The organism is Fodinicurvata fenggangensis DSM 21160 (genome assembly GCF_000686045.1).
GTDB classification, from domain to species: Bacteria; Pseudomonadota; Alphaproteobacteria; order Kiloniellales; family DSM-21159; genus Fodinicurvata; species Fodinicurvata fenggangensis.
Genome location: NZ_JMLV01000013.1, coordinates 7,501 through 28,658, shown reverse-complemented (window position 1 = coordinate 28,658; position 21,158 = coordinate 7,501). Strand labels below are relative to the sequence as shown.

At 62.6% G+C, this 21,158-nt stretch carries 20 protein-coding genes (1 of these 20 running past the window's edge); 14 read left to right on the top strand and 6 right to left on the bottom strand.

All coding sequences use genetic code 11. From position 1 onward, the window contains the following. Nucleotides 1–106 precede the first annotated feature (106 nt). Complete coding sequence (locus BP38_RS20975) at nt 107–1,024, bottom strand: methyltransferase domain-containing protein (RefSeq protein ID WP_035725523.1); 918 nt, start codon at nt 1,022–1,024, stop codon at nt 107–109. Nucleotides 1,025–1,053: 29 nt separating this feature from the next. On the opposite strand from BP38_RS20975, the gene BP38_RS0115295 reads away from it, so the two are divergent. The 3 genes from BP38_RS0115295 (at nt 1,054) to BP38_RS0115285 (ending at nt 3,118) form a co-directional block, all read left to right on the top strand. Beyond that, nucleotides 1,054–1,851: a ComF family protein gene (locus tag BP38_RS0115295; RefSeq protein ID WP_245602434.1), complete on the top strand. Its 798-nt coding sequence runs from the start codon at nt 1,054–1,056 to the stop codon at nt 1,849–1,851. Nucleotides 1,852–1,976: 125 nt separating this feature from the next. Further along, nucleotides 1,977–2,246 carry a glutaredoxin 3 gene (gene grxC / locus BP38_RS0115290; RefSeq protein WP_026988446.1) on the top strand — a complete coding sequence of 90 codons (270 nt, stop codon included), beginning with the start codon at nt 1,977–1,979 and terminating at the stop codon, nt 2,244–2,246. Then, nucleotides 2,243–3,118, top strand: coding sequence for a carbon-nitrogen hydrolase family protein (locus BP38_RS0115285; protein ID WP_026988445.1), 876 nt, complete (start codon nt 2,243–2,245; stop codon nt 3,116–3,118). Before grxC ends, BP38_RS0115285 begins: the two co-directional genes overlap by 4 nt. A gap of 16 nt (nt 3,119–3,134) precedes the next feature. Here the strand turns inward: BP38_RS0115285 and BP38_RS0115280 are convergent, their stop codons facing one another. Then, the gene (locus tag BP38_RS0115280; RefSeq protein WP_026988444.1) at nt 3,135–3,683 is read right to left on the bottom strand and encodes a class I SAM-dependent methyltransferase; all 549 of its coding nucleotides are present in this window, start codon (nt 3,681–3,683) and stop codon (nt 3,135–3,137) included. Between the two features lie 50 nt (nt 3,684–3,733). Here BP38_RS0115280 and BP38_RS0115275 point away from each other — a divergent pair, with 50 nt between their 5' ends. Beyond that, on the top strand, nt 3,734–4,246 hold the full coding sequence (locus tag BP38_RS0115275) for a DUF1178 family protein (RefSeq protein WP_026988443.1): 513 nt from the start codon (nt 3,734–3,736) through the stop codon (nt 4,244–4,246). A gap of 12 nt (nt 4,247–4,258) precedes the next feature. Here BP38_RS0115275 and ubiG read toward each other — a convergent pair whose 3' ends face one another. Further along, the gene (gene ubiG / locus BP38_RS0115270; protein ID WP_026988442.1) at nt 4,259–5,011 is read right to left on the bottom strand and encodes a bifunctional 2-polyprenyl-6-hydroxyphenol methylase/3-demethylubiquinol 3-O-methyltransferase UbiG; all 753 of its coding nucleotides are present in this window, start codon (nt 5,009–5,011) and stop codon (nt 4,259–4,261) included. A gap of 141 nt (nt 5,012–5,152) precedes the next feature. Here ubiG and BP38_RS0115265 point away from each other — a divergent pair, with 141 nt between their 5' ends. From BP38_RS0115265 to BP38_RS21925, 9 genes are all read left to right on the top strand, one after another. After that, complete coding sequence (locus tag BP38_RS0115265; protein ID WP_026988441.1) at nt 5,153–6,376, top strand: aspartate kinase; 1,224 nt, start codon at nt 5,153–5,155, stop codon at nt 6,374–6,376. 55 nt (nt 6,377–6,431) lie between these two features. Next, on the top strand, nt 6,432–8,705 hold the full coding sequence (gene ptsP, locus BP38_RS0115260; protein WP_026988440.1) for a phosphoenolpyruvate--protein phosphotransferase: 2,274 nt from the start codon (nt 6,432–6,434) through the stop codon (nt 8,703–8,705). 180 nt (nt 8,706–8,885) lie between these two features. Beyond that, a complete protein-coding gene (locus BP38_RS0115255; RefSeq protein ID WP_035725521.1) occupies nt 8,886–10,241 on the top strand; it encodes a helix-turn-helix domain-containing protein in 1,356 nt (451 codons plus the stop codon). Between the two features lie 106 nt (nt 10,242–10,347). Continuing rightward, on the top strand, nt 10,348–11,466 hold the full coding sequence (gene ispG / locus BP38_RS0115250; RefSeq protein ID WP_026988438.1) for a flavodoxin-dependent (E)-4-hydroxy-3-methylbut-2-enyl-diphosphate synthase: 1,119 nt from the start codon (nt 10,348–10,350) through the stop codon (nt 11,464–11,466). A 61-nt stretch (nt 11,467–11,527) separates the two neighbouring features. Further along, nucleotides 11,528–12,772, top strand: a complete 1,245-nt coding sequence (gene hisS, locus BP38_RS0115245) for a histidine--tRNA ligase (protein ID WP_026988437.1) — start codon at nt 11,528–11,530, stop codon at nt 12,770–12,772. A gap of 48 nt (nt 12,773–12,820) precedes the next feature. Beyond that, entirely contained in the window at nt 12,821–14,083 is a 1,263-nt protein-coding gene (hemA, locus tag BP38_RS0115240; RefSeq protein ID WP_026988436.1) for a glutamyl-tRNA reductase, read from the top strand. Further along, a complete protein-coding gene (gene prfA / locus BP38_RS0115235) occupies nt 14,080–15,156 on the top strand; it encodes a peptide chain release factor 1 (RefSeq protein ID WP_026988435.1) in 1,077 nt (358 codons plus the stop codon). The genes hemA and prfA overlap by 4 nt, the downstream gene beginning before the upstream one ends. Continuing rightward, complete coding sequence (gene prmC / locus BP38_RS0115230; protein WP_051609434.1) at nt 15,153–16,013, top strand: peptide chain release factor N(5)-glutamine methyltransferase; 861 nt, start codon at nt 15,153–15,155, stop codon at nt 16,011–16,013. The genes prfA and prmC overlap by 4 nt, the downstream gene beginning before the upstream one ends. Nucleotides 16,014–16,225: 212 nt before the next feature. Then, nucleotides 16,226–17,176: a DUF4167 domain-containing protein gene (locus BP38_RS21925; protein ID WP_051609433.1), complete on the top strand. Its 951-nt coding sequence runs from the start codon at nt 16,226–16,228 to the stop codon at nt 17,174–17,176. Nucleotides 17,177–17,276: 100 nt separating this feature from the next. Here BP38_RS21925 and BP38_RS0115220 read toward each other — a convergent pair whose 3' ends face one another. After that, entirely contained in the window at nt 17,277–18,038 is a 762-nt protein-coding gene (locus BP38_RS0115220) for an MOSC domain-containing protein (protein ID WP_026988433.1), read from the bottom strand. 56 nt (nt 18,039–18,094) lie between these two features. Beyond that, nucleotides 18,095–18,241 carry a hypothetical protein gene (locus tag BP38_RS22710; RefSeq protein WP_155992469.1) on the bottom strand — a complete coding sequence of 49 codons (147 nt, stop codon included), beginning with the start codon at nt 18,239–18,241 and terminating at the stop codon, nt 18,095–18,097. A gap of 205 nt (nt 18,242–18,446) precedes the next feature. Between BP38_RS22710 and clpB the strand changes: the two genes are divergently transcribed. Further along, a complete protein-coding gene (clpB, locus tag BP38_RS0115215) occupies nt 18,447–21,044 on the top strand; it encodes an ATP-dependent chaperone ClpB (protein ID WP_026988432.1) in 2,598 nt (865 codons plus the stop codon). Between the two features lie 43 nt (nt 21,045–21,087). Here clpB and BP38_RS20965 read toward each other — a convergent pair whose 3' ends face one another. Then, nucleotides 21,088–21,158, bottom strand: the end of a protein-coding gene (locus BP38_RS20965) for a M23 family metallopeptidase (protein ID WP_081816717.1). 1,363 nt of this gene lie beyond the right edge of the window; only the last 71 of its 1,434 coding nucleotides appear in the window; the start codon falls outside the window, past its right edge — the gene reads right to left on this strand; the stop codon is at nt 21,088–21,090.

Genomic DNA, 21,158 nt, shown 5'->3' with positions numbered 1-21,158 from the left:
ACGCTGCCTTGTGTTACTCCTATTAGATAAGTCTTTCCGCTCAGGTTGCAAGGTATTTTTTAATAATTCCAAACTATAATATATCTAATTGATATAAAACATAAATCTAGTTAACAATGTCGTCTGTGCTTTCTTCCTGGCTATCCAGTGCATCAGCCAGGCGATTGGCGGCAGCACCTGGGCGAAGGGGGCTGGGCTGACTTTCATGCGGAGACCAGGCCGTCATGTAGAAAACCTGAAAGGTGGCCGGCACGCGTCCTTGCGCGTCCGCGAACTGTTCGAAATAGACTTCGGCCGCACGGGCCAGGGTTTCGCGCCGGCTGAAGCTGTTGCGGCGATGGTTGGCGGCATTGCTTTCACCCATGGCGCGCAGATCCTGCATCAGGCGGAAGGGATCGGCGTAGGTGACGGTCAGGTTGTCGGCATCCGCGACGGGCAGGGCGAAGCCACTGCGTTGCAGCAGGCCGCCCAGATCACGCAGTTCCGTCATAGGTGAAATGCGTGGGCTGAGGCCGCTTTCCAGGCTGGTTTCCGCCTGGACCAGGCTGCTGCGAAGCTCGAACAGCGTGTCGCCGCCCAGCACGGCAGCCAGGAAGAGGCCATCGGGACGCATGGCCTGGCGCAGTTGCAGCAGACAGCCTGGCAGGTCATTGACCCAGTGCAGATCCAGCACGCTGAAGACCAAGTCGAAACTTCCGGGCGCAAAGGGCAGGGCCTCTTCATCGGCGCTCAGGGTCGGCCGTGTCCCGGATTCCTGCTGTGCATGAACCGCCATGGCGGGGGAAAGATCGCAGGACACGAGATTGGCCCTTGGATACTTGCTCTGAAGGGCCGCTGAGAGACCGCCGGTTCGGCACCCCAGCTCCAGGATCGAGGAGAAATCCCGCTTCACGTCGTCCAGGCGGTCGAGCAGTCGATCGCCCACTTCCCGGAACAGGAAGTCATGATCGCGGAAGCCGTCTGCGGCCCGGTCACGGTGCCGGCGGACTATCCGCCGGTCGAAAATCTCGATAGACTCATCCATGCGCAAGATATGGCCCAGGAAGCGGGACGGTGAAAGTCCCGAATCTTCCTCCGGCCGTACCACCGGGGGAGGAAATGGACGCACTACTGGCAACGGGCCGTCGGCAGCTCACCGCCCTTGTGGATGCCGTCCTGCCGCCGCTTTGCCCCGGTTGCAGCATGCCCGTCGGCAAGCAGGGACTGGTTTGCGGCGTCTGCTGGAGTCGTCTGAGCTTCATTGCGGAGCCGCTTTGTTCCGCCTGCGGCCTGCCTTTCGCCTACGAGGTCGCGGAGGAGAGCCTCTGTGGCGCCTGTCTGCGACAGATGCCTTCCTGCCAGAGGACCAGAAGCGCGGTTCAGTACAACGATGCCAGCCGCGAGATGATCCTGCGCTTCAAGCATGCCGATCACCTGCATGCCGCACCGATATTCTGCGAGTGGATGTACCGGGCCGGACGGTCCCTCCTGGAGGACTGCGATCTTGTGGTGCCGGTGCCCCTGCATCGTTGGCGGCTGTTTCATCGACGCTACAACCAGGCCGCCTTGTTGGCCCGCCCGCTCGCGGCAAAGGCGCCGCGGGGACACTTGGCGGTGGACCTGCTGGAGCGGACGCGCCGGACGGCCTCGCAAGGCCAGATGACACCAAGCGAACGGCAAAGGAATGTCCGCGGGGCCTTCACCGTGCGGCCCTCTGCCCGTCACAGGGTATCGGGTGCAAACCTGCTCCTGGTCGATGATGTCTATACGACGGGCGCCACATTGGAAGCTTGCGCCAGAACACTGCTGCGTGCCGGTGCAGCCCGGGTCGAGGCGCTGACCCTGGCACGCGTGGTGAAGACGGGCGCTTGAAGAACGGTGACGACAGGACTTTTCCCGCCGTCACGGAACGGGCATCATGGCGCCGTGGAGGACCGTTTCCCAAGGGGAGACAGAGTTTGAACAGGCGTGACCGGATGGAAGGTTAAGGCGGACTTATGGCAGAGATCGAGATCTATTCTTCATTTATGTGCCCCTATTGCTACAGGGCCAAGAAGCTTCTGGACAGCAAGGGCGCGAGCTATGAGGAGATTGATGTCTTCTCGGCACCCAGACGGCGTGTGGAAATGACGGAGCGCGCCGGGGGAAAGACCTCGGTGCCGCAGATCTTCATCGATGGTCTGCATGTCGGGGGCTGTGACGAGCTATATGCGTTGGACGCGGCCGGTCGACTCGATCCGCTTCTGGAAGGACAGACCAGCGAATGACGTCGACAGCCGGGAACAGAGCCCCTTTCAAGGCCGGCTGTATCCAGATGACCGCCGGTACCGCTTTGCAGGACAACATCGATCAGGCCTCCACCCTGATCCGCGAGGCGGCCGGGCAGGGGGCGCAGTTTGTCCTGACACCGGAAAACACCAGCTTCATGATTCCCGGCCACAGGAACATTCTGGCCAATGCCCTGCCCGAGGAAGGGCATCCCGCTGTGAACGCCTTTGCCGATCTGGCGCGGGAACTGGATATCTGGCTGCTGCTGGGCTCCCTGACCATAGACCCGCGTGGTGCGGAGGAAGCGGCGGCGGGGCCACCGGAACGCGTGGCCAATCGTTCGATCCTGCTGACTCCTGCTGGCGAGATCGCGGCACGCTACGATAAGATCCACATGTTCGACGTGGACATCCCGGATGGTCAGACCTATCGCGAATCGCGCACCTTCCGTCCCGGTACGGAGGCCATCGCCACCGAATTGCCCTGGGGCAAGCTGGGGATGACCGTCTGTTATGACGTTCGTTTCGCCAATCTCTACCGGCGGCTGGCCCGCGCCGGCGCCGATTTCATCTCCGTGCCGGCCGCCTTCACGCGCTTTACCGGCCAGGCCCACTGGCACGTTCTCTTGCGGGCGCGGGCGATCGAGACGGGGTGCTTCGTGCTTGCGCCGGCGCAATGTGGGACCCATGCAGAGGACCGTCAGACCTATGGTCATGCCCTGATCGTTGCGCCCTGGGGCGAGGTGCTGGCGGACGCAGGGACCGAGCCGGGCGTCGTGGTGGCCGAGATCGATCCCGCAGAGGTCACCAAGGCGCGCGGTATGGTGCCGGCACTGGGCTACGAAAGCGAATTCTCCGGTCCAGGGGCCTGAAGCCCCCGGTGACCCATCAGATGCCTTCGCGGCGCGCGACAATGCGCTGGATGCAGGCTGGACGCGGCTGTTCGAATTCGAGGTCCTCGTAGGCCAGGATACGCAAGTGACCGGCAAAGGCCTGCAGCAGTTCGCCGTGATTCAGAAGGTGGTCCGGGCTGGAAGGTTTGCCAAAACGTTCATTGCCCTTGGCGAAGGTCTCGTAGATCAGCAGGCCGCCGGGCTCGACCGCCTTCAGAAGCGCTGGCAGGAGGGGCCGGTGCAGGTAATTCGTGACCACCACCACTCCGAAACCGCGCCCTGCGAAGGGCGGTGGGGCATCCTGTTCCAGGTCGGCTTCGACAATGGAGAGCCCCGGCTTGTCCTCCAGGTCGCGCAAGGCCCTGACATCGCGATCCACCGCGATGACGGGGTGCCCACGTCCCAGGAAATAACGCGTGTGCCGGCCGGCTCCGGCGGCGACGTCCAGGACGGGGCGGCCCTCAGGCGCCAGGGACGCAAAACGGCAGACCCAGGCGGAGGCCGGCTGGTCGGGGTTGCAGTGCGAGACTTTACTTGTGTTCATTCGGATGCCATCTAGTCTGCAGTACCACTCTGCCTGACAAGGCCAGGAGCATGATTCTCTACTCTCTCAGATGCGAGCAAGCGCATCAATTCGATGTCTGGTTTCGTGACAGTTCCGCCTATGACCAACAGGTTGCAGACGGCATTGTCGTGTGCCCGCAATGCGGCTCGCAGAAGGTGGAGAAGGCGATCATGTCGCCGCGGCTGTCCAAGGGGGGCGGCCAGGAGGCCGTGACGGAAGCCCCCGAGGACGAAGCGCAACAGGCGCCTGCCGAGAATGCGGGCGTGCCGGCGAACTCTGAATCCGAAGGCACGGAGGGCCTTCAGCAGCAGCCGCCCAGCGAGGCCGAGGTGCGTCAGGCTTTTCGAAAACTGCGCCAGTACGTTGAGGCTAACAGCGACTACGTGGGGTCATCCTTTGCCGAAGAGGCGCGGCGCATTCACAACGAGGAAGCGCCCGAGCGCAACATTTACGGTGAAACCACGCCCGAGGAAGCCGAGGAACTGGAAGAAGAGGGCGTGCCCTTCGCCCGGGTGCCCTGGGTTTCCCGTGAAGATGCCTGAGGCTGCGCGCCGTCAGTCCGCCTTTTGACCGTACAGCAGGTAGTTGACCTCAAGATCACGCCGGGACAGGCGCCAGCTGTCGTTCAGGGGGTTGTAGACCATGCCCGCCAGGTCCCGGACCTCGATCCTGGATTGCCGCAGTTGCCGGGTCACTTCCGAAGGGCGCAGAAACCGCTTCCAGTGATGGGTGCCGCGCGGTAGCCAGCGCAGCAGGTACTCCGCACCGACAATCGCCATCAGGAAGGACTTGGTCGTTCGGTTGAGCGTCGAGAGGAAAAAGGCGCCGTCCTTGTCCAGCAGGCTGGCAGAGGCCTCGAGGAAGGCCCCCACGTCCGCCACATGTTCCACGATCTCCATGGCCAGGACGATGTCGAAGGTTTCCCCTGTCTCGGCCAGGTCCTCGGCCGTGATGCAGCGGTAATCGATCTCGAGCCCCCCCTGTTCTGCATGAAGACCTGCCACGGCGACATTCTTCTCGGACGCATCGATGCCTGTGACCTGCGCGCCGAGGCGGGTCAGTGGCTCGCAGAGCAGTCCGCCGCCGCAGCCGATATCCAGCACCCGCAGGCCCTTCAAGGGTGTGAGCTCTTTGGGGTCTCGCTGAAAGTGGGCACAGGCCTTGTCGCGTATGTACGACAGCCGCATGGGATTCTGGCGATGGAGGGGCGCGAAGTCGCCCTGCTCGTCCCACCAGGCTTCCGCCATGGCGGAAAACTTTTCGATTTCAGCGGGATCGACGGTCGAACTGGAATTGCCCCTGCTCATGACTGGCTCCGGAAAAGGAAGAATCTTTGTGTGCGCTTGCGTGCGGTTATGCGGATCAAGTATGGATAGCGGGTGTCCGCTCGGCAACCGCATGGTTGACCGGTACTGACGGTTTTCTTCCCGACAAGGTTAGTGAACACGATGGCTTGCATCGTCATGAAATTCGGCGGCACCTCGGTCGCCGACGTCGAGAAAATAAGGCATGTTGCCGGCCGGGTGAAGCACGAGGTCGATGCCGGCAACTCGGTTGCCGTGGTGGTTTCGGCCATGGCTGGCGTGACAAACCAGTTGGTGGAACATACCCGCTCGGCCGCGCGTCTTTACGATCTGCGTGAGTACGATGCGATTGTCTCATCAGGGGAAAATGTCACGGCCGGCCTGCTGTCCATAATCCTGCAGGACATGGGAATAGCCGCCCGTTCCTGGCAGGGCTGGCAGATTCCCGTCATCACGGATGAAGCGCACGGCTCTGCGCGCATTGTCGAGATTCACGGCGAGGAATTGCAGCGTCGGCTGGAAAGCGGAGAGGTGGCCGTGGTCGCGGGCTTTCAGGGATTGGAGCCGAGCCGCAATCGCATAACCACCTTGGGACGCGGCGGCTCCGACACCTCAGCCGTGGCGCTGGCCGCGGCCCTGAAGGCCGACCGCTGCGACATCTATACCGATGTCGATGGTGTGTACACCAGTGATCCACGCATCGTGAAGGGTGCGCGCAAGCTGAACAGGATCACCTATGAGGAGATGCTGGAAATGGCATCCCAGGGTGCCAAGGTGCTGCAGACCCGTTCCGTGGAAATGGCCATGAAATACAATGTCCCCGTCCAGGTGCGCTCCACCTTCGAGGACAAACCCGGTACGCTGGTGGTAGATGAGGATGAGATCGTGGAAAAGGCAGTAGTCAGCGGAGTAACCTATAGCCGGGACGAGGCAAAGATCACCTTGCGCAAAGTCCCGGACCGTCCCGGTGTCGCAGCGTCGATCTTCGGCCCTCTGGCCGACTCGGCCATCAATGTTGATATGATTGTCCAAAACATATCGCCGGACACGAAGTCCACCGACATGACCTTCACGGTTGGCCGCAGCGACCTGGACCGCACGGTCCAGGTCCTGGAAAGCCACCGTGAGGACCTGGGGTTTTCAGACTTGGTGGCCGAGGAAGGCGTCGTGAAGGTATCCGTGATCGGCGTCGGCATGCGCAGCCACACGGGTGTGGCCCAGCAGATGTTCCAGGCGCTGGCCTCAAAGGGTATCAACATACAGGTAATCACCACCTCCGAGATCAAGATCAGTGTCCTGATCGACGAGGCCTATCTTGAGCTGGCTTTGCGCAGCCTGCACACAGTATACGGCCTCGACGTAACCTGAGGCCGTAATTCTTCACGGCCGGCAGAGTCAGGCCGGGAAAGCGGGAGTCGTATCGATGCCACCGCAGTCAACCGGTTGGGGAGGTTCGCGCAGACTGTTACGGCAGGTGCGCGATCTCATGCAGAGCGGCGGCCATTGGCAGGACCGCCTGGACAGGCTCGTGCGCCTGATCGCCAGCGACATGGTGGCCGAGGTCTGTTCGCTCTACGTGATGCGGGCCGGCGAGGTCCTGGAGCTGTTCGCCACCTGGGGGCTGCGCCCCGAAGCCGTCCATCGCACCCGCCTGCGCATGGGCGAGGGCATTGTCGGTGAAGTCGCCCTGACCGGTCGCGCGCTGTCCCTGCCGGATGCCCAGGAACATCCCAACTTTGCCTATCGCCCCGAAACCGGCGAGGAGGTCTATCACTCCATGCTGGGCGTGCCGCTGTTGCGCGAGGGGCGGGTAATCGGCGTCCTGGCGGTGCAGAACAAGACACGTCGCAGCTATACCGATGACGAAATCGAAACCCTCGAGATCGTTGCCATGGTGCTGGTCGAACTGATCGGGGCCGCCGGCCTGATCGGTGAGGAAGAGGAGCGTCATACAGACAGCACCACCAGCCTGCCCCTGAGGCTGAGCGGGATCGCGTTGCACGAGGGGGTGGCCATGGGCGAGGCGGTGCCCCACGAGCGCGGCATCGTCATCAAGCAGGTCGTGGCCGAGGACGTGAACAGTGAACTGGAGCGCCTCGACCGCTCTCTGCACGAGATGTTGGGAGCCCTGGACACCCTGCTGGAGCGCAGCGAGCTGGCGGAATCCGGCGAACACCGCGAGGTCCTGGAAACCTATCGCATGTTTGCGGCCGATCGTGGCTGGATCGAGCGCCTGCGCGAGGCGGTCCGCGGTGGTCTGACCGCCGAGGCGGCCGTCCAGCGCGTGCAGAAGGACATGCGTACGCGCATGTCGAAGGTGCGCGATCCCTATATCCGCGAGCGGTATGCGGACATGGAGGACCTGGGTAACCGCCTGCTGCACCATCTGCTCGGGGCTGAGGGGTCGGCCGAGGCGGGAGACCTGCCCGAGGAAATGATCCTGGTGGCGCGCACGCTGGGACCGGCGGAACTTCTGGACTATGACCCGCAGCGGCTGAAGGGTGTGGTCCTGGAGGACGGCGGCCCGACGGCCCACGTGGCCATCGTTGCGCGTGCCATGGGCATCCCCATGCTGGGACGTTGTCCGGACCTGTTAAAGCTGGTGCGGCCGGGCGATTTCATGATCGTGGACGGCGATCACGGTCAGGTGTTGTTGCGCCCGCGCTTGAGTGTGCGCGAGCACTTTGCCGATGCGATCGAGGTGCGTGACCAGCGGCGCGCCGCCTTTGCCAGCAACCGGGATCTGCCGCCCGAAACACAGGATGGCCGGCGGATCAGCCTGATGGTCAATGCGGGCCTGTTGATGGATATCTCGCAAGCCCATGACTGCGGTGCCGAGGGCATCGGTCTCTACCGCACCGAGGTGCCCTTTATGGTGAGGGAGGCCTTTCCCGATGTGCCCACCCAGGTCGACTTCTATGACCGCGTGCTGAGCCTTGCCGAAGACAAGCCGGTGACCTTTCGCACGCTGGATATCGGAGGTGACAAGGCGCTGCCCTATTGGAGCGGCACGCCGGACGAGAACCCGGTCATGGGGTGGCGGGCCATCCGGATTGGTTTGGATCGGCCCGCCATGCTGCGGCGTCAGTTGCGTGCCCTGTTGCGCGCGGCCGAGGAGCGGCACCTGCGCCTGATGTTCCCGATGGTCAGTGACGTCAGTGAACTTGCCCGCGCACGCGACCTGCTGGACCGAGAGATGGAGCGGCATCTGAAAGAAGGAGGCCGCGAGCCCGCGCGCCTTGAGGTCGGGGCCATGCTGGAGGTGCCGGCCCTGGTTTGGCAGCTGCCGGCATTGTTCGCGCGCAGCGATTTCGTTTCGGTGGGCAGCAACGACCTGTTCCAGTTCTTCTTTGCCAGCGACCGCGGCAATCCACGCCTGGCCCGGCGCTATGACGTCCTGTCCCCGCCGGCCCTGAATTTCATGAGAAGCCTGATGCAGCAGGCGCACGAGGCCGACGCACAGGTTTCACTGTGTGGCGAGATGGCGGGCCATCCGCTGGAAGCCCTGGCGGCACTGGGCTGTGGTTTTCGCATCCTCTCGATGCCGCCGGCCGCCGTCGGACAGATCCGGACCATGATTCGCAGTCTGGATTTGTCCGAGTTGGAAAATTTCGTCGATGAGCTGATCCAGCGGCCTGATCACAGCGTGCGCGAACTGCTGCGCGGTTATGCCATAGATCATGGGATTTCAATCTGATGGTATTTCACTATGATTAAGGCATTTGCTGTTCGCTGCAGGTATTTGTTAGAAGAAAGACTGAAGAGTCGCGACTTATCTGACCGGGACATATGGAAAACTGCCCCGGCCGGCCTCTTTGAACCAGTGTGAGGCGGGCATCCCGTCTGTCTCCGAAAAATGCGGTTGCAATAAGCACTCATGGCGCAGAACGACGGTATGCGAGGATCTTCCGATCATCCCGAGTATGACGACGGCGGTTGGCACTATTACGAACCCGGTGTCTCCGACACGCTGAGACAGGTGCGTGAATCGCAGGGGCTTGAACTGCGGGATGTAAGCAAGGAACTGCGCATCCGCTACGACTACCTGTTGGCCATTGATGAGGGACGCTATCAGGATCTTCCCGGCACGACCTACGCCATTGGCTTCGTGCGCAGCTATGCAGACTATCTGGGCCTCGACACCGATGACATGGTCCAGCGCTTCAAGGCCGAGGTGCGCGACCTGGCTGCGGCCGAGCAGAATCTCAGTTTTCCGGCCCCAAAACCGGAGGGGCGCATTCCCGGAGTCGCCCTGGTCCTGATCTCCTTTCTGCTGATCGCACTGGTCTATGGCGCCTGGTACTTCTGGGATGATCAGGGACGGCCCTATGTGGAACTGCTCCCCGGGGTTTCCGAAGAAGAGGGACTCGGGGCCGACGATGGCGTGGGCAGCGAGGCCATCACCGATGACGACGATCTGGCCACTTCCCAGGACTTTGACAGCGGTGCGGACGAAACCGACCTGTCGACATCAGACTCGGAGGGGATGGACGAGCCGGAAGGGGACGCTGGAGGCGGCCTTGAAGGCGAAAGTTCAGTTTCCCCGGCCCCGGAGATCACCGAACGCGAATCGGTCGACGAGAGTGGCCTGGACGAAGATGCCGCTTCCACGGCCCTGCAGGATCAGGCAGGAGATTCCGAAAGCAGGGTGCCGCAGGCACCGGACAGCCTGTCCGAAGCCGATACGGACGAGTCAGCTATACAGGAGCCGACAGAGACGGCGGATCTGGCTGACAACGCGACACCAGATAGCGATTCTACAGAAACGCAGGACGGAGCTGCCGCCACCGCTACCGGGCAGGAGACGCAGGAAAGCGAGCTAGACCCTGAGGCCGCAGAGTCCGAGAGCAGTGGGCAAGAAGCGGACAGTGCAATCCCCGATCTTCCCGGATCCGAGGATGAAGCAGAGGAAGACACGCCTAACGAAACGGGGTCGGGGCGGGTTTACGGTGAAGAGAATGAAGGCGCACGAATCGTGCTGGAGGCGACATCGGACAGTTGGGTACAGATTCGAGATGCCGACGGGGAACTGGTCTTCACCCGGGTCCTGCGGTCCGGAGAAAGCTACCTGGTGCCGGACGAAGCGGGCATGACCCTACTGACCGGCAATGCGGGTGGCCTGGATATCCGCGTGGACGGAGACGCGATCCCCTCCCTGGGCGGCATGGGAACGGTGCGCCGGGATGTGCCGTTGGATCCGCAGCAGCTGTCGTCGGGCGCCCTGCAGCAATGAGTGCTGGCCGCCCTGCAAGGGGCGGCGGCCTTGAAGTCCATGCGGCAGAAGAGCATCTTGCAGGCATGATGTCTTCTGCCCTGATAGCCTAAGGAGCCGGCCAGTCATGAGCGTGCGGCCCTATCGCGATATCTACAGACGCAAGTCCCGCCAGATCCACGTTGGCAGAGTGCCGGTGGGTGGGGATGCCCCCATTACCGTTCAGTCGATGACAAACACGGCCACCACCGATGTGGCGGCAACGATCGAGCAAATCCGCCAAATGGAAGTGGCCGGTGCAGATATCGTGCGAGTGTCCTGTCCCGACGCGGACTCCTCCGCCGCCCTAAGCGAGATCGTGCCCGAGGTAACGGTGCCCATCGTTGCCGACATCCATTTCCACTACAAACGCGCCATCGAGGCGGCGGAAAACGGGGCAGCCTGCCTGCGCTTCAATCCCGGCAACATCGGCTCCCAGGAGCGTGTGCGGGAAGTCGTGCGCGCGGCACGTGACAACGGCTGTTCCATTCGCATCGGCGTGAATGCCGGTTCCCTGGAACGTTCCCTTTTGGAGCGCTATGGCGAGCCTTGTCCCGAGGCGATGGTGGAAAGCGCGCTCAATCATGCCAAGGCACTGGAGGATGAGGACTTCCTGGAGTTCAAGATCTCCTGCAAGGCCTCGGACAACTTCCTGGCCGTTGCAGCTTATCAGCAGCTGGCCGAAGCCACCGATGCCCCGTTGCATATCGGGATCACCGAGGCGGGCGGCCTGCGCAGTGGTACGGTCAAGTCGTCGGTCGGGTTGGGCATGCTGCTCTGGTCCGGCATAGGCGATACGCTGCGGGTTTCCCTCTCCGCCGATCCTGTGGAGGAGGTCAGGGTCGGCTTCGAGATTCTGAAGTCCCTGAACCTGCGTCACAGGGGCGTCAACGTGATTTCCTGTCCGTCCTGTGCGCGTCAGCAGTTCGATGTCATCAAGACGGTCGAGGTCCTTGAGGAGCGGCTGTCCCATATCACCACGCCCATGACCGTCTCGGTGATCGGCTGTGTGGTGAATGGCCCGGGTGAGGCCACCATGACCGACATCGGTTTCACCGGGGGCGGGCGCGGCACGCACCAGGTCTATGTCCAGGGGCTGCCCGATCATCGCCTCAAGGATGGCGATATCGTTGACCATCTGGTCGAGCTGGTGGAAAAGAAGGCCGCCGAGATCGAGGCGAGCAAGCAGCAGGCCGCTGCCGAGTAACGCCTGCCTGTTTTCGGCAGGACCATCCCGGACCCCATCGACGGAAATCAGGAACAAGAACGTGTCGACCCTGCAGCCTGTACGCGGAACCCATGATCTTTTGCCCGAGGAGATGCGCCGCCATCGCGCCGTGATTGAACGTGCGCGGGGCATAGCCGAACGCTACGGCTTCGAGGAAATCGCGACCCCGGTGTTCGAGTTCACCGACGTCTTTAAGCGGACGCTGGGCGATACCTCGGATATTGTGACCAAGGAGATGTACAGCTTCTCGCTGAAGGAAGGCGAGGAGATCACACTGCGCCCAGAAAATACGGCCGGGGTGGCGCGTGCGCTCATTTCCAATGGACTGCACCAGAACCTGCCGCTCAAGTATTTCTATGCCGGACCGATGTTCCGGCACGAGCGTCCGCAGAAGGGGCGCCAGCGTCAGTTCCACCAGATCGGTGTCGAGTTGCTGGGGGCGCCACAGCCCCAGGCGGATATCGAGGTGATTGCGGTCGGCAGGCACATCCTGCAGGAGCTGGGTATTCTCCAGGATACCGTACTCGAGCTGAACACGTTGGGCGATCCCGAAAGCCGCACGGCCTATCGTGCGGCGCTGGTCAGCTATTTCGAGCAGCATGAAACCAGCCTGAGTGAGGACAGCCGCGCGCGCCTGACGCGCAATCCCCTGCGCATCCTGGATTCCAAGGACGAAGGCGACCGCAAGGTTGTCGAGGGCGCACCGGCCTTCGAGGACTATTTGAATGAAACCAGCCAGAACTTCTTTGCCGAGGTGCGGCGCGGCCTGGATGAACTGGGCATCCCCTACCAACTGAACAGCCGGCTCGTCCGCGGGCTGGATTACTACACCCACACGGCCTTCGAGTTCACCAGCGACCGCCTTGGTGCTCAGAGTGCCGTGTTGGCGGGCGGGCGCTATGACGGCTTGATCGAAACCATGGGGGGGCCTGCAACGCCGGGCATTGGCTGGGCCGCCGGTATCGAGCGCCTGGCCATGCTGGTCCAGGATGTCTCGCCGGCACCGCGCGCCGTGGCCGTGATCCCTGTGGGCGAAGCTGCCGCGGACCAGGCCCTGAAGCTGACCCAGGAGTTGAGGCATCGCGGATACGTGGTCGATTTGGGCTATTCGGGCAACCTCAAGAAGCGGATGAAGCGGGCCAACCAGATGCATGCCCGTGCCGCCGTCATGATGGGGGACGATGAATTGAAGGCCGGCCAGGTCACCTTGCGCGATCTGGACAGTGGCGAACAGGAAACGCTGGCGTTGGATGCCTTGCCCGCGCGTCTGGACACACTCTACTGAGCGCGGCCCGGCATGATGGTGTGGCAGTTTTTCTGCTAGCATGAGCGGATGCCGAATGACCTGATCCTTTATGGCCTGAGCCATCGCTGTGTCAGCGGCGCGCTGCGCGAACAGCTGTTCCTGGAAAGCGCGCAGCGCCAACGCGGCCTGGCGGATCTTGCCGAGCTTGGATTTCAACAGGTCTTGCTGCTGTCCACCTGCGACAGGCTGGAGGTTCTGGCCGTCTCCGATTCCGCTGAGTCACTGGAGGACAGCCTGTTGTCCAGGATGGCCGACTGGATCGGTGTGTCGGGGGATGTGGTCCGCTCAAGCGCGTACAGCCTGAGGGGAACGGATGCCCTGCATCACTTCTTTGCCGTGACGGCTGCCCTTGAAAGCCAGGTCCTGGGGGAACCCCATGTCCTGGGGCAGGTGAAGGAAAGCCATCGTCAATCCGAGGCCTTGGGGTTGAGCGGTCCACGCCTGGACCGTGTCATGCAGGCGGCCTACCGGCTGGCCAAGCGCGTGCGCAGCGAGACCAGCCTGGCTCAACGCCCGGCGACTCTTGCGGCCTCGGCCCTGCGTGTCGCCCGGGACCTGCATGGGCGCCTGGAGTCGTGCCGCCTTCTGCTGGTGGGCTCGGGCGAGATGGGCGAGGTCCTGGCGGCGGAATTCCGGTCGGCTGGCCTGGAGAACATCCAGGTGGTTCAGCGCAGGCCGGCCCTGGCCAGGGCTGCGGCAGAGCGCCTGGGCGGGCATTACCTGGATTGGACGGACTGGGAAAATCATCTGGACCGGGTCGACATCCTGTTGCTGGCTCATGGCAGTGGCCAGTTCCTGATGGATCGGGGGCAGGCGGAAAGATTGCTGAAGCAGCGCCGCCGCCGGCCGTTGCTGTTCCTGGATACAGGTGTGCCGCGTGATATAGAGCCGGACGTCAACGAGGTGGACGGGGCGTTTGTCTATGACTTGCAGGACCTTGAGCATCGCGCCCGGGCAGGCCAGCAGGCCCGCGAGGAAGCGGCCGGCCGGGCCTGGGGGATCCTTGCCGAGGAACTGGACAGCTTCTGCCGGGAGGGTCAGCTTGGAGGTGCGGATTCACCGCTGGTTGCCTTGCGCCGGCATTGCGAGGACCTCAGGGCCGAAGTCCTGGCTGACGGAAAGCTTGACGCAGAAGCCGCAACGCGCTTGTTGCTGAACCGGCTTCTGCATGAGCCCACCCGGACGCTGAGGGAGATGTCTTCCGAAAGCCCGGATGCGCAGGCGGAGGCCGAGCAATTTCTGGAACGGCTTTTCCGGATCGACACCGGAAAGGGGAAGAACGACAGGTGAAACTGGACGAGAATCTAAAGCAGGTCGCCGCCCGCCATCGCGAGCTGACCGCCCTGCTGAGCGACCATCCCGACCCCGGATCCGAGGCCTACACGAAGCTGTTGCGCGAGTTTCACGAGTTGACGCCGCTCGTGGAAAAGCTGGACAGTCTGGAGGCCCAGCGACAGGAGCTGTCTGACCTGGAGAGCCTGCGGCAGGATACAGAGGCTGAACGCGAGATGCGCGATCTGGCCGAGCAGGAATACCAGGCGCTGCGCGAAGCCATCGAACAGGCGGAGCATGAACTTATGTTGATGCTTGTGCCCAAGGATGCCGATGACAATCGCAACGTCATCCTTGAGGTGCGCGCCGGAACAGGGGGGGACGAGGCGGCGCTGTTCGCGGGTGAACTCTTCCGCATGTATCAGCGTTATGCCGAAGGCCAGGGCTGGCGATTCGAGACCCTCGACTATACGGAAACCGAGATCGGTGGCCTGAAAGAAGCCAGTGCCTCGATTTCCGGCCAGAATGTCTACAGCCGGCTGAAATTCGAATCCGGCGTGCATCGCGTGCAGCGCGTACCGGTGACCGAGTCGGGCGGGCGCATTCACACCTCGGCTGCGACCGTTGCGGTCCTGCCCGAGGCCGAGGAGGTGGACGTGCAGATCGAGGACAAGGACTTGCGCGTGGACACCTATCGCTCGCAGGGGGCCGGCGGCCAGCATGTGAACACGACGGATTCGGCCGTGCGCATCACGCACATGCCCAGCGGCATCGTGGTGCAGTGCCAGGACGAGAAATCCCAGCACAAGAATCGTCTCAAGGCCATGAAGGTCCTGCGCGCCAGGCTCTATGACGAGATGCGCAAGGAACAGCAGGATGCCGAGGCGGCGGACCGAAGACAGCAGGTTGGTTCCGGTGACCGCTCGGAACGGATCCGTACCTACAACTTCCCACAGGGGCGCGTGACCGATCACCGCATCAATCTGACCCTCTACAAGCTGGAGAAGGTCATTACGGGGGAGGCCCTGGGCGAAGTGATCGATTCCTTGATCCACGAGGATCAGGCGGCCCGGCTGGCCGACTTCCAGTGACACGCGCAGGTATCCTGCTGGACAAGGCCGTACGGGAGCTGCGGCAGGCCGGGCTGGACAGTCCGCGCCGTGAAGCCCGCCTGTTGCTGGCCGGCGTAATGGGATTGCCCCCCGGTCACTTGCTGGCCTATCCCGAGCAGGAAGTGGAGTCGGCTCATCATGAACACTTCGATGCCGCCTTGGCGCGCCGGGTGCGCGGCGAGCCGCTCTCGCGCATCCTGGGCCGGCGAGAGTTCTGGTCCCTGGATTTCGAGATCACGCCCGACGTACTTGACCCGCGCCCTGACAGCGAAACCCTGGTCGAGGGCGTTCTAGCCCGCTTGAACGGCGACCGGGCTGAGCTATCCATCCTGGATCTGGGCACGGGCAGCGGATGTCTGCTGCTGTCCCTCCTGCATGAACTGCCGCAGGCATGGGGTGTGGGGACGGATCAAAGCCCGGAAGCCCTGCAGGTGGCGAAGCGCAACGCCCAGCGTCTGGGCCTGGCGGTGCGCAGCCACTTCTTCTGTGCCGATTGGGGAGCGAGCCTGAAAGGCCGCTTCGACCTGATCGTCTGCAATCCACCCTATATTGCAGAAGGTGAGCGGCGTGACCTGTCGGACGCCGTGGTCGAGCATGACCCGCCCGGCGCGCTTTTTTCGGGGGCGGATGGGCTTGCGGCCTATCGCGTACTTGCGCGACAGCTGCCGGGACTGCTTGACTCAAAGGGGATAATGGCTCTTGAAATTGGCCATGAACAGGCGGATGTCGTGTCCGAGCTGTTCCATGCAGTGGGGGCCGGTTCGGTCGAATTGCTGACAGATCTTGCAGGCCATCCGCGCTGCCTGTTGCTGTCGGCTTTCGCATCTAAGGAATAAGGAGAAAAAAAGGTTGGAAAGTCGGGACGAGGGCGATAGTGTGTTGTCGAAGCTGATCGGGTCCGGCGCCGAGGCGCCGAGCATCAGGGTAATAATCCCGAGACGTTCAATAGACATCAGAGTTGAACTGTCTTTCCCGGATTGTCGAGAACATCGGGAATGAATGATCCGCTCGTGCAAAAACAATATCCGACATGTGACGTAACGCATCGATGAGACAAGGTAACAATCAACGGCGGGGCCGCGGACGCTCCGGGCGCCGCTCCAATGTGCCGCTTCGCGCACAGACCTTTGAAAGCACAGGGCCGGAAGGCCGTGTGCGGGGCAACCCCACTCAGGTCTACGAGAAGTATTCCCAGCTGGCTCGGGACACCCAGATGGCGGGGGACCGCGTGCTTGCTGAATCCTTCCAGCAGCATGCCGAGCACTACTACCGAATCCTGAATGAAAGCATGGATCCGGGTCAGCAACGCACCCAGCCGCGTCAGAACAACAATGACGACGCGGACTATGGGGACGGAGAGTCTGACCAGGGAGACACGCGCGACAACCAGGATAATGGTGGTGGACGCAACGGCAATCGCCGCGGCAATGGACGCAGCCGTTCCGAACGAGCAGCAAACGCTGCGCAGGAGGAGGGTGCTGCGGATAGCTCCGGTGATGATGGCCAGGCCGGTTCGGGTCAGTCGGACGAGGCCCCTGTCAGTGACAGTCCTGCACGGCCACGGCGCAAGCCTGCTGCCAGAAGCCGGAGCAACAGCTCTGACAATGCCGATGAGGCCAATCAGGCACCCAACCACCAGACAGCGGGCGACAATACGCAGGCAGACAGCCAGGACCCTGCGAACGAAAAGACCGGCAGTGAGAAGTCGGGTAGGTCCAGCGCTGGTACGGGAGCGCGGCGCGGCCGTCCTCGCAAGAAGCCCGAAGCCTCTGCTGACTCCGGCAACGCGGAGACAGCCAAGTCGGACAGCGGCAATGATGAAGACGCCGGTTTGTTGAAGATCCTGGGTGAACCGCCGCGGGAAGAGAACAAAGACAAACAGGACACGGACAACAGCGGTCAAGGCGGGGACCAGCAGGCCGAACGGCCCAAGGCACGCCGCCGGCGGACGAGCAAGAGCGAGGAGCCCAGTGGGGATTCCGGTCTCGTGACCTCCTGATAGAACTGTCTGTTCAATCCTTTCAAAGGGCCGTTCCGCCGACAGGTGGAACGGCCTTTTTTGATTGCGCGACAGTTGCGGCGAAGGGTTGTCGGGGCGCTTATTGGGTGAAGGGCTGCAGGCGATCGCCCTGCTGGATACGCCCGCCTTCCAGGACGGTGAGCTGCACCCCCACCTGTTGATGCATGAAGCCCTTGCGCATCAGCAGAGGCAGGTTGATGTCACGCTGCGCTTCGCGCGGATTGACATTCGCACTGCCGGAGCACTCCAGCGGAGCCGTGACCTGCAGGACAGCGCCGCCGAGCCGGAAGCGACAGCCGTTCCATTCCCTTTCCTCCCAGGCTTGGGCACCTTCCAGCCAAAGGTTGGCGCGAAGACGTGCCGGATCGAGTTTCTGCCGGGCGACTCGTTCAACGTCCTTCAAGGAAGCCAGGTTGATCAAGCTGACCCAGTTGCTGGGGCCCAGGGCTTCCTCACTGTCGATAAGACGCGGCAGGCCGCGGCGGCTGTCCCCCAGGAAATCCGCAAAGAACTGGCTGATGAGGCTGCGTCCCAGTGGGGTGTCCACCCGTGCCTGGGCCAGGGGACGCTCCTGTCCGCTGCGCAGAAGCTGCAGGGTTTGGCTGTCGTCGTCGTAGCGGGCCTCAAGCTTGGCGAGCCGTTCCTCGTTCTCCAGATCCAGTATGCTGATGGCCGCCGGCGGCATCTGGCGGGGAAGGCTGTATCCCGCAGAGCCCCGGGCCAGGGAAAAGAGGCGATCCCCGATCAGGCCCTTGCTGGGTGACAGACGTGCCGACTCCAGGCTCTGGGCCTTGAGGCCCTTGATTGGATGGCGGTTGATGGCGGCAAGGGTAATGGTCATGAGTCCGGCCGGCTGACAGCGTGCAGAACCAATTCAACCGCTGGCGGTTCCGGCGATCAAGCCTGCTGGCAAAGAAAATTTTTCTGTGTATGATAATGAATTGCAGTTGCGTTCACCCGGGTAACTTTACTATGCTCCGCATCGTTGTTTGCGGCCGATCGCGAACCGGCTTTTTTGTCCTGAGCGATCTCGGGCGTAGGCATCGATCTCTCCTGACCCTGCCCCCGCACAGTTTTCTGTTGCGGGGGCTTTTTTCTCGCCCGACAGCCTTGTGGCGTTTTTGCAACGCACCATATATCGAACAAGCGGATCATTTCCGCGGACAAGGCGCATGCCTCCGTAGAGGGTGCGAAAAGGCAACAGAATCATCTGCGGGCTTGATAAGACGCAGAAGAGGAGAGTTTGAACATGGATCCAGAACAATACACAGAACGCGCGCGCGGTTTTCTGCAGGCAGCGCAGACCCTGGCTCTGCGCCGCGGGCACCAGAGACTGACTCCTGAACATCTCTTGAAGACCCTTCTGGACGACGAGGAAGGCTTGGCCGCCAACCTCATGACCCAGGCTGGTGGTGATCCGCGCCTGGCGCTCAAGCATGTCGAGGAGGCCCTGGAGAAGCTGCCCAAGGTCGAAGGCGCCGGCGCCGGCCAGGTCTACCTGAGTCCCGAACTGGCTCGGGTTTTCGAGCAGGCCGAGAAATTGTCGGAGAAGGCTGGAGACAGCTTCGTGACGAGCGAGCGCTTGCTGCAAGCCTTGTGCATGGAGAAGGGCACGCCCGCTGCCAAGGCGTTCGAGGCCGCTGATGTGACGCCGCAGGCGCTGAACACGGCAATCGAGGAGATGCGCAAGGGGCGTACGGCCGATTCTGCCAGTGCAGAGGACAGCTATGATGCGCTGAAGAAGTATGCGCGCGACCTGACTCAGGCGGCCCGGGACAACAAGCTGGACCCGGTGATCGGCCGTGACGAGGAGATTCGGCGGACCATTCAGGTCCTGTCGCGTCGGACCAAGAACAACCCCGTCCTGATCGGCGAGCCGGGCGTCGGCAAGACCGCCATCGCGGAAGGCCTGGCCCTGCGTATCGTCAACGGCGACGTCCCCGAGGGCCTGAAGCGCAAGAGCCTGATGGCGCTGGATCTCGGTGCCATGGTGGCCGGAGCCAAGTATCGCGGCGAGTTCGAGGAACGCCTCAAGGGCGTGCTCCAGGAGATCTCGGCCGCGGAGGGTGAGATCATCGTCTTCATTGACGAGTTGCACACACTGATCGGTGCCGGCAAGACGGAAGGCGCGATGGACGCTTCCAACATGCTGAAGCCGGCACTGGCGCGCGGTGACCTGCACTGTGTTGGCGCTACCACACTGGACGAATACCGCAAGTACATAGAGAAGGACGCAGCCTTGGCCCGGCGCTTCCAGCCGGTTTTCATCTCCGAGCCCAGCATCGAGGATACCGTTTCGATCCTGCGCGGTCTGAAGGAGAAGTACGAAGTGCACCATGGCGTGCGAATCAGCGACTCCGCCCTGGTGACGGCTGCCAATCTGTCCAATCGCTACATCACTGATCGCTTCCTGCCCGACAAGGCCATCGACCTGGTGGACGAATCGGCCAGTCGCCTGCGCATGGAAGTGGATTCGAAGCCCGAGGAGTTGGACGAGCTGGACCGGCGCATCATCCAGTTGAAGATCGAGCAGACGGCCCTGCGCAAGGAGAAGGACAAGGCCTCCAAGGATCGGTTGGAGCGGCTTGAGGACGAACTGTCCGATCTGGAACGCCAGTCGGCCGAACTGACCGAGCGCTGGCAGAAGGAAAAGGGCAAGCTGGCGTCGGCCCAGAAGCTGAAGGAGCAGTTGGAGCAGGCGCGGCAGGAAGTCGAGACGGCCCAGCGCCGTGGCGACCTGGAGCGTGTTGCAGAGCTGCGCTATTCCATCGTGCCGGAACTCGAGGCCAAGCTGATCGAGGCAGAAGAGGCCAACGAAGAGCATATCCTGGAGGAGGAAGTGACCTCCGAGCACATTGCCTCGGTCGTGTCGCGCTGGACCGGGATTCCCGTGGACAAGATGCTGGAAGGCGAGCGCGAGAAGCTCCTGCAGATGGAGTCTGCCTTGCGGGGACGTGTGATCGGGCAGGAAGAGGCCGTGACCGCGGTTTCACATGCCGTACGGCGTGCCCGTGCCGGGCTGCAGGACCCCAATCGCCCCATCGGCTCCTTCCTGTTCCTGGGACCGACAGGCGTGGGCAAGACCGAATTGACCAAGGCGTTGGCGTCGTTCCTGTTTGACGACGAGACGGCGCTGCTGCGCCTGGACATGTCCGAGTACATGGAAAAGCATGCGGTGGCGCGCATGATCGGTGCGCCCCCTGGCTATGTCGGCTACGAGGAAGGCGGTGCGCTGACCGAAGCTGTCCGGCGCCGTCCCTATCAGGTGATCCTGTTCGATGAGGTCGAGAAGGCTCACCCGGACGTCTTCAACATCCTGCTGCAGGTGCTGGACGACGGCCGCCTGACCGATGGCCAGGGCCGACAGGTGGATTTCCGGAACACGCTGATCATCCTGACCTCGAATCTGGGCGCGGATATCCTGGCCGCGCAGACACCGGGCGAGGACAGCCCCGGCGTGCGCGAGCAGGTCATGGACGTGGTGCGCGGCGCCTTCAGGCCCGAGTTCCTGAACCGCCTGGACGAAATCCTGCTGTTCCATCGCCTGACCCGCGAGCAGATGACAGGGATCGTGGATATCCAGTTGGCGCATCTGGAGAAGCTGTTGGCGGAACGGAAGATCACGCTGGATGTGGACGAGGAGACCCGGAAGTGGCTGGCCAATGCCGGATATGACCCGGTCTATGGCGCACGGCCATTGAAGCGGGTCATCCAGAAAGAGCTGCAGAATCCCCTGTCGGAGCAGATTCTGCAGGGCAATGTGGCTGACGGCGATACCGTGAAGATTCGCAGTAGCGAGGCGGGTCTGACCATAAACGGGGAGCCCGCTCAGGCCGCAGCCGCCTGATCCACTTTCATCGATGTTTCAGGAAGAAGAGGGGGAGGGGCCTTCAGCAGGAAGGCTCTTCCCCTTTCTTTACGTTTTCGGCGTCCACTTCGCATTCAGCGCGGACGGCCAGCT

Bases quoted from the DNA above. Each gene is read 5' to 3' on its own strand.
- BP38_RS20975 (WP_035725523.1), bottom strand. From the start codon at position 1,024: ATGGATGAGTCTATCGAGATTTTCGACCGGCGGATAGTCCGCCGGCAC.
- grxC (WP_026988446.1), top strand. From the start codon at position 1,977: ATGGCAGAGATCGAGATCTATTCTTCATTTATGTGCCCCTATTGCTAC.
- BP38_RS0115285 (WP_026988445.1), top strand. From the start codon at position 2,243: ATGACGTCGACAGCCGGGAACAGAGCCCCTTTCAAGGCCGGCTGTATC.
- BP38_RS0115280 (WP_026988444.1), bottom strand. From the start codon at position 3,683: ATGAACACAAGTAAAGTCTCGCACTGCAACCCCGACCAGCCGGCCTCC.
- BP38_RS0115275 (WP_026988443.1), top strand. From the start codon at position 3,734: ATGATTCTCTACTCTCTCAGATGCGAGCAAGCGCATCAATTCGATGTC.
- ubiG (WP_026988442.1), bottom strand. From the start codon at position 5,011: ATGAGCAGGGGCAATTCCAGTTCGACCGTCGATCCCGCTGAAATCGAA.
- BP38_RS0115265 (WP_026988441.1), top strand. From the start codon at position 5,153: ATGGCTTGCATCGTCATGAAATTCGGCGGCACCTCGGTCGCCGACGTC.
- ptsP (WP_026988440.1), top strand. From the start codon at position 6,432: ATGCCACCGCAGTCAACCGGTTGGGGAGGTTCGCGCAGACTGTTACGG.
- BP38_RS0115255 (WP_035725521.1), top strand. From the start codon at position 8,886: ATGGCGCAGAACGACGGTATGCGAGGATCTTCCGATCATCCCGAGTAT.
- ispG (WP_026988438.1), top strand. From the start codon at position 10,348: ATGAGCGTGCGGCCCTATCGCGATATCTACAGACGCAAGTCCCGCCAG.
- hemA (WP_026988436.1), top strand. From the start codon at position 12,821: ATGCCGAATGACCTGATCCTTTATGGCCTGAGCCATCGCTGTGTCAGC.
- BP38_RS21925 (WP_051609433.1), top strand. From the start codon at position 16,226: ATGAGACAAGGTAACAATCAACGGCGGGGCCGCGGACGCTCCGGGCGC.
- BP38_RS0115220 (WP_026988433.1), bottom strand. From the start codon at position 18,038: ATGACCATTACCCTTGCCGCCATCAACCGCCATCCAATCAAGGGCCTC.
- BP38_RS22710 (WP_155992469.1), bottom strand. From the start codon at position 18,241: ATGCCTACGCCCGAGATCGCTCAGGACAAAAAAGCCGGTTCGCGATCG.
- clpB (WP_026988432.1), top strand. From the start codon at position 18,447: ATGGATCCAGAACAATACACAGAACGCGCGCGCGGTTTTCTGCAGGCA.